This window comes from Demequina gelatinilytica (assembly GCF_000971115.1).
GTDB lineage: Bacteria > Actinomycetota > Actinomycetes > Actinomycetales > Demequinaceae > Demequina > Demequina gelatinilytica.
Genome location: NZ_BBLV01000012.1, coordinates 74512 through 85646 on the forward strand (window position 1 = coordinate 74512; position 11135 = coordinate 85646).

The 11135-nt window shown below is 72.1% G+C and carries 11 protein-coding genes; 7 read left to right on the forward strand and 4 right to left on the reverse strand.

From position 1 onward, the window contains the following. The first annotated feature begins 20 nt into the window (after nt 1-20). Entirely contained in the window at nt 21-521 is a 501-nt protein-coding gene (locus tag AOM00_RS11170) for a Dps family protein (protein ID WP_062517854.1), read from the forward strand. A 106-nt stretch (nt 522-627) separates the two neighbouring features. Here the strand turns inward: AOM00_RS11170 and AOM00_RS15465 are convergent, their stop codons facing one another. Next, nucleotides 628-1212 carry a TetR/AcrR family transcriptional regulator gene (locus tag AOM00_RS15465; RefSeq protein WP_062517855.1) on the reverse strand — a complete coding sequence of 195 codons (585 nt, stop codon included), beginning with the start codon at nt 1210-1212 and terminating at the stop codon, nt 628-630. Between the two features lie 52 nt (nt 1213-1264). Between AOM00_RS15465 and AOM00_RS11180 the strand changes: the two genes are divergently transcribed. Then, nucleotides 1265-2896: an MFS transporter gene (locus AOM00_RS11180; RefSeq protein ID WP_082096957.1), complete on the forward strand. Its 1632-nt coding sequence runs from the start codon at nt 1265-1267 to the stop codon at nt 2894-2896. Between the two features lie 67 nt (nt 2897-2963). On the opposite strand, the gene AOM00_RS11185 is transcribed toward AOM00_RS11180, so the two are convergent. The 3 genes from AOM00_RS11185 to cysK form a co-directional block, all read right to left on the reverse strand. Continuing rightward, nucleotides 2964-3896, reverse strand: coding sequence for an aldo/keto reductase (locus tag AOM00_RS11185; protein WP_062517857.1), 933 nt, complete (start codon nt 3894-3896; stop codon nt 2964-2966). A 91-nt stretch (nt 3897-3987) separates the two neighbouring features. Then, nucleotides 3988-4635, reverse strand: coding sequence for a serine O-acetyltransferase (gene cysE / locus AOM00_RS11190; protein ID WP_082096959.1), 648 nt, complete (start codon nt 4633-4635; stop codon nt 3988-3990). 46 nt (nt 4636-4681) lie between these two features. After that, a complete protein-coding gene (gene cysK / locus AOM00_RS11195; protein WP_062517858.1) occupies nt 4682-5617 on the reverse strand; it encodes a cysteine synthase A in 936 nt (311 codons plus the stop codon). Between the two features lie 365 nt (nt 5618-5982). On the opposite strand from cysK, the gene AOM00_RS11205 reads away from it, so the two are divergent. From AOM00_RS11205 to AOM00_RS11225, 5 genes are all read left to right on the forward strand, one after another. Next, the gene (locus AOM00_RS11205; RefSeq protein WP_062517860.1) at nt 5983-6450 is read left to right on the forward strand and encodes an SRPBCC family protein; all 468 of its coding nucleotides are present in this window, start codon (nt 5983-5985) and stop codon (nt 6448-6450) included. Between the two features lie 66 nt (nt 6451-6516). Beyond that, the gene (locus AOM00_RS11210) at nt 6517-7014 is read left to right on the forward strand and encodes an SRPBCC family protein (protein ID WP_062517861.1); all 498 of its coding nucleotides are present in this window, start codon (nt 6517-6519) and stop codon (nt 7012-7014) included. 73 nt (nt 7015-7087) lie between these two features. Beyond that, nucleotides 7088-7504: a DUF1761 domain-containing protein gene (locus AOM00_RS11215; protein ID WP_062517862.1), complete on the forward strand. Its 417-nt coding sequence runs from the start codon at nt 7088-7090 to the stop codon at nt 7502-7504. A 45-nt stretch (nt 7505-7549) separates the two neighbouring features. Beyond that, the gene (locus AOM00_RS11220; RefSeq protein WP_169746844.1) at nt 7550-10399 is read left to right on the forward strand and encodes an aminotransferase; all 2850 of its coding nucleotides are present in this window, start codon (nt 7550-7552) and stop codon (nt 10397-10399) included. 396 nt (nt 10400-10795) lie between these two features. Beyond that, nucleotides 10796-11050: a hypothetical protein gene (locus tag AOM00_RS11225; protein WP_062517864.1), complete on the forward strand. Its 255-nt coding sequence runs from the start codon at nt 10796-10798 to the stop codon at nt 11048-11050. The last annotated feature ends 85 nt before the right edge of the window (nt 11051-11135 follow it).

An 11135-nucleotide genomic window follows, 5' to 3' on the forward strand; every position in this document is an offset into this window, starting at 1 on the left:
GAGCCAACCGAGGAGGAGACATGGCTAGCACGACTCCCGTCAGGACCACCGAGTCGAACCCCAAGATCGGGATCAAGGCGGAGGACCTCAAGGCCATCAACGCAGGCCTCGCGCAGGTCCTGGCCGACACCTTCACGCTGTACCTCAAGTCGCACGGCTACCACTGGAACGTCACCGGGCCGCACTTCCGCTCGCTCCACCTGCTGTTCGAGGAGCAGTACCAGGAGCTGTGGGCGGCCGCCGATGTGCTCGCGGAGCGCATGCGTGCGCTCGGCTCGGGTGCGCCCGGCTCGTACGCCGAGTTCCTCGAGCACGCCTCGATCAAGGACAACGAGCGCACCGCGGACGCGATGACGATGGTCGAGAACCTCGCGCGCGACCACGAGACGCTCGCCCGGCTCATCCGTCCGCTCGTCGAGGTCGCCGAGGACGCGGGCGACGGCGCGACGGCGGACCTCTTCAACGCCCGCCTTGCCGCGCACGAGCAGGCGGCGTGGATGCTGCGCTCGTTCGCCGCGTAGGCGACGTCCCTCGGACGCCGCGTCGCCCCCCTCAGCGCCGCGTCGTCCCGACCCCCCGATGACGATGCCCCGGCCGGGTGTGGCCGGGGCATCGTCGCGTCCGGGTTCACGGACGCTCGGGGACCGGGCCCTCGTGCACGGCACGGATCAGGCCCTCGAGGGTCGCGTCGGGGTCCGCACCGAGCGCGACCGCGCGCGCCGCAGCGGTCAGCATGCCGCCGACGAGGGCCGCGGCGAGGTGCGGGTCCGCGGCGCCCGCGTCGCGGATGGCGGACGCCAGCGGCGCCAGCTGGTCGCGGTGGAGCGCGTCGACGCGCTCCCGTGTGTCCGCAGGGAGCCCCGCGGGGTCGATCGCGTCGAACATGCGGTGCTCCGCGCCGGTGCCGAGCTCGAACGCGACGCGCACGTAGGCGTCGAGGCGGTCGCGGGCCGCCGTCAGCCCCTCGAGCGCGGCGTTGATGCGCGCCGCGGCGGACTCGAACGCCTCCTCCACGATGGCGGCCAGGAGCTCGCTGCTCGAGGAGAAGTACTGGTAGACGCTCGAGCGCGCGATCCCTGCGGCGGCGCCCACGGCCGCCGGGGTCACGGCCTCGGCGCCGCCGTCGGCGAGCAGCGCGCGGCCGGCTGCGAGCAGCGAGGCGCGGCGCTGCCGATGGTGCTCGGCGACCGTGGGGGCGTCGATCCGGGGCATCGTCAGCGTTCCTTCCGTTGCTTGCCGACACTGGTGTCGATAAGATGCCGACATGTCAGTTGAGAACCCTACCCCTGACGTGGACGCACCGTCCGGAGCGGCCGCCACCGCGCATCGATGGTGGGCGCTCGCCGCCGTCGCGCTCGGGGTCTCGCTCATCATCATGGACGCGACGATCGTGAACGTCGCGCTCCCCGAGATCATCCGTGAGGTCGGGCTGTCCTCGACCCAGGCGGAGTGGATGAACGCCGTCTACTCGCTCATGTTCGCGGCGCTGCTGCTGACCTCGGGCCGCATGGGAGACCTGTGGGGGCGCAGGCGTCTGCTGGTGATCGGCATGGTGATCTTCATCGTCGCCTCGGTGGCCGCGGGTGCCGCGGCGGACGGCGGCGCGCTCATCGCGGCGCGCACCGTGCAGGGCGTCGGCGCGGCGCTGATCATGCCCGCGACGCTCTCGACCGTGAACGCGGTGTTCAGCGGGCGCGAGCGCGCGATCGCCTTCGCGGTGTGGGGCTCGACCATCGGCGGCATGGCCGCCGTGGGGCCGCTCGTCGGCGGTTGGCTCACCACGGATGTGAGCTGGCGCTGGGCCTTCTGGCTCAACGTGCCTGTGGGCCTCGCGGTCCTCGGGGTCGTCCTCTGGGCCGTACCCGAGACCCGCGACCGGACAGCGACCGGCGGCCTCGACCTCCGCGGCGCGATCATGTCCGCGCTCGGCATGGGAGCGATCGTGTTCGGGCTCATCGAGGGCGGCCGCTACGGATGGTGGCTGCAGGATGACGGCAGCATCTCTCCCGTGCCGATCGTCGTCGCCCTGGGGCTCGCGCTCATGGCCGTGTTCGTCCGCGACCAGCTGGTGCGGCGCGCACGCGGCGGCGTGGTGCTCGTGGACCTCTCGCTGCTGGGCATCCGCTCGTTCCGCTACGGCTCGATCGCGGCGCTGGTGGTCGCGCTGGGCGAGTTCGGGCTGCTCTTCACCTTGCCGCTGCTGCTCCAGAACGCGCTCGGCTACACCCCGCTGGGCACCGGGTGGCTGGTGCTGTTCCTCGCGATCGGCACGTTCCTGGTCTCGGGGGCGACCCCGCAGCTCACGCGCCGCATGGGCGCCCGCGCGGTGGTCCGCACCGGCTTGGCGCTCGAGGCCGTCGCCGTCGGCGCGCTCGCGCTCACCCTCTCCCTCGACGTGTCCGGCGTGCTGCTCGCGGTGTGGCTGTTCGTCTACGGCGTGGGCGTCGGCATGGCGACCGCGCAGCTCACCAGCGTGATCCTCGCGGACGTCCCTGTCGCGGAGTCGGGTCAGGCCTCGGGCCTCCAGTCGACGGTGCGCCAGCTCGGCTCCTCGCTCGGCGTGGCGATCCTGGGCACGCTGCTCATGGTCTCGCTCGGCCAGGCGACGCAGACCCGGCTCGACGAGGCAGGCCTTCCCGGGCAGGAGTCGGCGGCGATCGCGGACATGGTGCGCCACTCCGCGGGGGCCGCCATCCCGGGCCTCCGGTCCGACCCCGCCACGGAGGTCGCGGGCGATGCGGCCGCGCAGGCGATGGTCGACGCGTCCAAGGTGACCACCGGGGTCGCGGCGGTGGTGATCCTGCTCGGTCTCGCGGCGACCATCGCGCTGCCGCGCACGCGTGAGCACGAGGACGCGGGAGCTACCCCGCGGGCGGGCGACGCGGCCGAGGTGTGATCCGCGCATCGTCCCCAGGAACGACGGAGCCCCCGACCGTTCGGTCGGGGGCTCCGCGCGCGAGCGGTCAGGGCACCGTGTAGCCGGCCGCCCTGAACATCTCGTACCACTCGGAGCGCGACAGGTGCACGTCGGCGCCCCTCGCGGCGCCTTCGACGCGCGACGGCGTGGTGGTGCCCAGCACCACCTGCATCTGCGCGGGGTGCCGCGTGAGCCATGCCACGGCGATGCCCTCGGCCGGCACCTCGTACTTCCAGGCGAGGCGGTCGATCACCTCGTTGAGCTCCGCGTACTTGGGGTTGCCCAGGAACGGGCCGTCGAAGAAGCGGGCCTGGAACGGCGACCACGCCTGGAGCGTGATGTCGTGGAGGCGGCAGTAGTCGACGATGCCGTTGTCGCGGTCGACCGACTGGTCCAGGTCGCCCATGTTCATGGCGACGCCCGACGCGATCGACGGCGCGTGCGTGACGGACATCTGGATCTGGTTGGCCACCAGCGGCTGCCGCACGCTGCGCTTGAGCAGCTCGATCTGCCCGGGCGTGTGGTTGGACACGCCGAAGTGGCGGACCTTGCCGGCCGCGTGGAGGTGGTCGAACGCGCGCGCGACTTCGTCGGGCTCCACGAGCGCGTCGGGACGGTGGAGCAGCAGGATGTCGAGGTAGTCCGTGCCGAGCGCCTCGAGCGAGCCGTCGACGGACTCGAGGATGTGCTCGTAGGAGAAGTCGAAGTACGGCCCCGGCTGGCGGATCCCGCACTTGGTCTGGATGGTGAGCGCCTCGCGCTCGGACGGGCTCAGCTTGAGCGCCTCCGCGAAGCGACGCTCGCAACCGTGGTACGGGGGCCCGTAGAGGTCCGCGTGGTCCATGAAGTCGATCCCGGCGTCCATCGCGGTCTTGACGAGCGTGCGGACCTCCTCGTCGGACTTCTCCACGATGCGCATGAGGCCGAGCACCACCGCGGGGACGGTCATCTCGGTACCGGGCATGGTGAACGTCTTCATCGACACTCCTTGTCTCGAGGGGGAGGGGACCCGTCCAGTCTAGGGACGCGACGAGGCCCCCGCGCAGGGCGGAGGGCCTCGTCGGGACCGCTCAGATGTAGTACATGGCCGGCTCGCGCACCGGCTCCGGCATCGCGTCGGGGTCCGGATGGCGATGCGAGTCGCCCGAGTCGACGGACGATGCCGCGGTCGAGGCCTCGGTGGCCCCGGGGTGGTTGCGGATCACGGCGGGGATGCCGACCGCCGTCGCGCCGTCCGGCACGTCCTTGACCACCACCGCGTTGGCGCCGATGCGCGCGTCGGGGCCGACCCTGAGGGGGCCGAGCACCTTCGCGCCCGCGCCGATCACCACGCGGTCCCCGATGGTGGGGTGACGCTTGCCGGGGCTCATGGTGGTGCCGCCCAGGTTGATGCCGTTGAACAGCAGGACGTCGTTGCCCACCACCGCGGTCTCGCCGATCACCACGCCCATGCCGTGGTCGATGAACACGCGTCGCCCGAGCGTCGCGCCCGGGTGGATCTCGATGCCCGTCGCACGGCGCGCGTGCTGCGACAGCAGCCGCGCGTACGAGCGCGCGCGGTGCCGCCACAGCCAGTGCGCCACCCGGTGGTACCAGACGGCGTGGAGCCCCTGGTAGGAGCCGGCGATGACCCACCACGCTGGTGCGGCGGGGTCGCGTCTCTGAACCGTGCGGACGTCCTCGAGCATGCGGGCGAGGACGCCGATCTCGGATGCCATCTGGGTACCTTCCGGGTGGGGACTGGAGTGCGGGACCGGTGAGGGATCAGTCCATGAGGTCCGAGTAGAGGACCGAGGACAGGTAGCGCTCACCGAACGACGGGATGATCGCCACGATGGTCTTGCCGGCGTTCTCGGGGCGCTTCGCGACCTCGATCGCGGCGTGGATGGCCGCGCCGGAGGAGATGCCGACCAGCAGGCCCTCCTTGCGCGCCGCCGCGCGGGCGGTGGCCACGGCGGTCTCCGCGTCGACGTCGATGATCTCGTCGTAGATCTCGGTGTTGAGGATCTCGGGCACGAAGTTCGCGCCGATGCCCTGGATCTTGTGCGGGCCGGGCTGGCCGCCGTTGAGGATGGGCGACTCGGCGGGCTCCACGCCGATGATCTGGACCGAGGGCTTCTTCTCCTTGAGCACCTCGCCGACGCCGGTGATGGTGCCGCCGGTGCCGATGCCCGCGATGACGATGTCGACCTCGCCGTCCGTGTCCTCCCAGATCTCGATCGCGGTGGTCTTGCGGTGGATCTCGGGGTTGGCGGCGTTCGCGAACTGGCGCGCGAGCACCGAGCCCGGGCGCTCCTCCGCGACCTTGTTGGCGGCCTCGACAGCGCCGCGCATGCCCTCGGTGCCGGGGGTCAGGATCAGCTCGGCGCCGAACGCGCGCAGCAGCGCGCGGCGCTCCTTCGACATCGTCTCGGGCATGGTCAGCACGACGTTGTAGCCGCGCGCGGCGCCCACCATGGCGAGCGCGATGCCCGTGTTGCCCGAGGTGGCCTCGACGATGGTGCCGCCGGGCTTGAGCGAGCCGTCCGCCTCGGCGGCGTCGACGATGGCGACGCCCAGGCGGTCCTTCACGGAGTTGGCGGGGTTGTAGAACTCGAGCTTGCCCAGGACCGTCGCGTCGACGCCCTCGGTGAGAGTGTTGATCTTGACGAGCGGGGTGTTGCCGATGAGGGCGGTGGCGTCCTCGTAGATGCGAGCCATGGCTTCTCTTTCCCTTGAGAGATGGGTGTGACCGGGTTCAACGCAGGGGCATCGCAGTTGATGCCGGGGCGAGCGCTGGTGGTGGGCGGGCACCGGCCATGGGCCGGGCGGCGCTTGCCAGCGCTCTACAGACAGCAGCAGCCGCAGGGGCGGCAGCAGGTGTCAGCGAGAGCGCACGGGCGGATGGCAGAGGCGGGCGCGGGGATCGCGCTGCGCTCGATGCTCATCATCCGGACCTTTCGTGGGCTTCGCGCTCAGGCTAGCGCCGAGCCCCGGATGCGGCAACCCTGCTGACGCGATGCAGCCCCTGCTATTACGGTGGTGCGAACGGGGCGATTCGGACCCCGCCGTCACAGGGAGGCGTCATGTCGGGGCCGCTGGATGTCTCGGTGGAGCGCGAGGGCGTGGTGGCCGCGCCGGCGAGCGAGGTGTGGCGAGCGCTGACCGAGCCCGAGCTGCGCGTCGAGGTGTTCTCGATGGTCACTCAGGCCGTCACGGAGGAGGGCGCCCCCGGCGAGGTGGGCCACGTCATGCAGTTCACCGAGAAGGACCATGCCAGCGACTCGGGTGTGGTCCGGCTCACCACCGTGATGGCCGAGCCGTACCGGCGCCTGGTCCAGGAGCGGGTGGGCCCCGACGGGAGCTTCACGTCCACCACGTTCCTCACCGAGGTCGACGGCGGCACCCTGGTCAAGCGCGTGTTCCACGTCTATCAGGAGGACCCCTCGCTCGCGGAGCGCGCGATGCGCAAGGCCATCGTCACCTTCTTCTCGCTCGGCGGCACCGTCCGGCTCAAGGCGGACATCGGCGACCTCACCAGGCACTTCGCCTGACGGTCGGCGCGCTGGCCCGGCGCGACCGGGTTAGCCTGGGCGGGACACCGGCGGAGGGGATGGACGATGGTCGGGCACAGCGTGCGTGCCGAGCGGGAGATCGCGGCGGCGGTCGAGCGCGTCTGGGAGGTCATCACCGACCTCGACTACGCAGCGGAGGTGATCCCCGCGATCCTCAGCATCGAGCGGCTCGAGGGCGAGGGCTACGGACCCGGCGTGCGCTGGCGCGAGACCCGGCGGATGTGGGGTCGCGAGGAGACCGAGGAGATGTGGGTCGAGTCGGCCGAGGAGCCGTCCGCGACGGTCATCCGCGCCGAGTCGCGAGGGACCGAGTACGGCACCACCTACACGCTCGAACGCGCGGGGGAGGGCACCCGGCTCGTGTGCGACTTCTCCGCCGAGACACCCCATCCCGGCCCTGCGCAGCGGCTGGGCTGGCTCCTGTTCGGGAAGGCGGGCATGAAGGCGACCAGGAAGGCGCTCGAGCAGGATCTCGCGCACATCGCTGGCGCCGCCGAGCACGTCGAGGACGAGTCGGGAGGCGCCGCGGTCGACGACGCCTGACGCGTCATGAGCGCCGCGGCGATACGCTCGCGCCAAGGGGTCGCATCGTGGCCCGCGGACCCGGGGAGGGGTCATGGACTGGTTCACGTTCGACGGGCTGAACTGGCTCGCGGTGCTCATCGCCTTCGTCGCGAGCTTCGCGCTCGGATGGTGGTGGTACTCGCCGGCCGGGTTCTGGAAGATCTGGCGCGACAAGGCGGGCGTGACGGACGACCTCATGGAGGGCGCGAGCATGGGGGCGGCCTTCGGCGGCACCATCGTCGCGAACGTGCTCGGCGTCATCGTGCTCGCGATGCTCATGAACGGGCTCGGGATCGACGACTGGTCGGGCGGGCTGGTCCTGGGCCTCGTGATCGGCCTGGTGTTCCGTGGCGGCGCGCATGCGATCCACAACGGCTTCGCGGTGCGCAGCCCCGCGGTGACGCTCATCGACGCCGCGCATGACATGGTCTCGCTCGGCGTCGCCGGGCTGGTGCTCGGGCTGTTCTGAGCGCGTCCCCCGCGCTGCCGACGGCGGCGTGCGACGATGCGCATCGTGACCGCTGATCTCACACCCGGTTCCCTTCGCACGCTGGCTGGACGCGAGTGGGGCCTCGACATCGCCGCTGCGCGCGAGCTCGGCTCGAACGAGGACCGCAACGTGCTGCTCGCCCTCGCGGACGGCACGCACGTCCTGCTCAAGGCGTCGCACGCGGGGATCGCGCGCGAGGAGCTCGAGGCGCAGGACGCCGCGCTCGGGCACCTCGCAACCGCGGGGGTCCCGGTGCCGCGCGTGCACCGCACCGTCCATGGCGAGGCGATGGTCCCGCTCGAGGGCGGCGGGCATGCGCGGGTGCTGGACTTCCTCGAGGGCGAGCCCGCGCGGGGATCGCGTCTTCCCGCAGGGATGCCCGCCGCGCTGGGTGGCACGGCCGGCTCCGTGGCGGCGGCCCTCGCATCGTTCGACCATCCCGGGCTTGCGGATGGAGGCGACTGGGACCTCCGCGAGGCCCCACGCGTGCTCGAGGAGGCGGCCCCGCACCTGGGCGAGACTCGTGCGGACGCGCTCGGCGATGTGCTGCGCGAGGCCCAGCACCAGCTGCTCCACGTGCGGGACGCCCTCCGGGTCCAGGCGATCCACGGGGACCTCACGGCGGACAACGTGGTGGTGGGTCCCGACGGAGCGGTCGCCGGCGTGATCGACTTCGGCGACATGGGAAGGGGCTGGCTGGTCGCAGAGGCCGCCGTCGTCATGTGCGGTCTGCTGCAGCACGACGGTCCGGCGGTCGGCGACGCGCTCGCGGCGCTCGCGGCCTTCGACCGTGCCATGCCGCTCACGCGGTCCGAGATCGCCGCGGTCTGGCCCCTGGTGGTGTCCAGGGCCGTCGTGCTCGCCGCGGCCGGCGAGCGTGTGCTCGCGGAGGACCCGGGCAACGACTACGCGCGCGTCAGGCGCCCTCTCGAGGAGCGCATGCTCGAGCGGGCGGTCGCTCTCGGCTTCGAGGAGGCCGAGCTGCTGCTCCTCGGGACGCTCGGTCGAGCCCCCGCATGCTCGTGGGACGGTCTGGCGCCGATGCTCGGCGGGCTCGCGGACGCCGCCCCCGTCGACCTGTCCGTGCTCGGCGACGCCGCGGACGGAGGCGCGTGGCACGAGCCGGGCTGGCCCGCCGCGGTGCTGCGGGACGCCGCGGGCGACGGTGTCGCCCTCACCCGTCACGGCGAGCGCAGGCTCACGCCCGAGGCGGCGAGCGGTGAGGTTCCGCGCTCGGTGGCGCTGGGCGTCGACGTGCTGGTGCCGGCGGGCACCGACATCCGCAGCCCCGGACCGGGCTACGCGGCGCGGTGGTCGCGCACAGGCCTCGCAGTCGAGCTCGAGTCGGGGCTCACCGTGCACCTCGACCGGGTGGCGACCGTGATCGACGCCGACCAGGAGATCCTCGCGGGCACCGTGCTCGCGAAGGCCGACGGCCCGTTCCACCTCCAGGTCTGCACGGTGCCGGGGCTGGTGCCGCCAGAAGCGGTGGCGCCGGAGCTCGCCGAGCCGTGGCTGAGGCTCTGCCCCGATCCGGCGACGCTGCTCGGCCGGGTGCCCGATGCATCGTCCCCACGAACGTCGGCCAACCTGCTCGACGCCCGTGACGCCGCCTTCGCCGGTGTGCAGGAGCACTACTACGAGGCCCCCCCGCGGATCGAGCGCGGCTGGCGGCACCACCTGCTCGACACCGAGGGCCGGGGCTACCTCGACATGGTGAACAACGTCGCGATCCTGGGGCACGGCGAGCCGCGCCTCGCAGAGGCGGTCGATCGGCAGCTGCGTCGGCTCAACACCAACTCGCGCTTCCACTACGAGGCGGTCGCGGCCTTCTCGGAGGAGCTCGCCGCGCGCGCCCCCGAGGGGCTCGACACCGTGCTGCTGGTCAACAGCGGCTCGGAGGCGGTGGATCTCGCACTGCGCATCGTGCGCGCCGCGACCGGGAGGTCCGACATCCTTGCGCTGACCGAGGCCTATCACGGCTGGACCGTCGGCGCGGATGCGATCTCGACGTCGCGGGGCGACAACCCCAGCGCGCTCGCCACCCGGCCCGACTGGGTGCACCTGCTCGACGCGCCCAACACCTACCGCGGGCGGCATCGCGGTGCCGAGGCCGGGCGCTACCTCGACGATGCGCTGGCGAGGCTGTCCGCGCTGGACGAGGCGGACGTCGCGCTCGCGGGGCTGGTCGCCGAGCCGATCTTCGGCAACGGCGGCGGGATCCTGCTGCCCGACGGCTACCTCGCGGGGCTGGCGGCGGCCGTACGGGCGCGCGGCGGCCTGCTCGTGTCCGACGAGGTCCAGGTGAGCTACGGCCGCCTGGGTGCGCACTTCTGGGGATGCGAGCAGCAGGGCGTGGTGCCCGACGTCATCGCGGTGGCGAAGGCCATGGGAAATGGGCATCCGCTGGGCGCCGTCATCACCACGCGCGAGATCGCGGAGGCCTTCGCGGTCGAGGGTTCCTTCTTCTCGTCGGCCGGCGGCAGCCCGGTGAGCTGCGTGGTCGGGTCGACGGTGCTGCGGGTGCTCGACCAGGACGGGCTGCAGGAGAACGCACGCGTGGTCGGGGCGCTCCTCGCGGACGGCATGCGTGCGCTGTGCGGACGGTTCGCCGCGCTGGGCGAGGTCCATGGGATGGGGCTCTACCTCGGGCTCGAGGTCGTGGCCGGCGGACCCGATGCACCGGACCCCGTCGCCGCCCGCGAGATCTGCGAGGCGCTGCTGCTCGAGGGGGTGATCGTGCAGCCCACGGGGGACCACAAGAACGTGCTCAAGATCAAGCCGCCGCTCACCATCGACGCGGAGGCGGTCGAGCGGTTCCTCGGCGCGCTCGAGCGCGTCATGGTGCGTCGCGAGGCCTGGGCGGCGTTGTAGTGGTCGGCACCGCCTCCTGGCGGGACATGGCGGTCGGATCCAAGGAGATTCCGGCCCTCATGTCCCGCCAGGACGCATCCGCGCCCGGGAACGACGAAGGCCCGCTCCTGACGGAGCGGGCCTGTCGCTTGCGAGCGGGTGACGGGAATCGAACCCGCACCATCAGTTTGGAAGTCACTCTAGAGCGCCTTCCGCGCCTCTCGATTACCAGGGGTCATCCTCTGGTTACCTGGGGTAACGGTATCACCGTCGCGGACTCGGGTGGACTCGCGTAGACCCTTCGTGACACAAGTTGTGTCACGTTGGGTCACGAAACGCGCCGCATCAGCCCCGGATTGGCTCCCGTGCGGGCGTGCATGGGAGCGTGCGACCCGACAACGCGAGAGAGGGTGGCACGTGGACAAGGGCAGCGGGACCGAGGCGGGCGCTCGAGGCGTGACGCTCACGCGCGGCGGCAGGCACTTCGGGCGCTGGTGGGCTGCCGAGGTCGAGACGCTGACCGCCGACGGCATCGAGCACGCGCATCAGTTCATCGGCTATCAGGGCCGGGACCTCGTGATGCTCGACGGACTCGAGGCAGCGCGTGACTTCGCGGCGCAGCTGCTCGCCGCGATCGACTACGCGGAGACGGTGCTCAGCCCTGGCGCGTAGGGGTCTCATTCCTGCGACCCCTACGCGGTCGGGCCAGGGTGCCAGTGTCAGCCCAGGCTGTCGCGGGCGATGGTGTCGAGGGCGG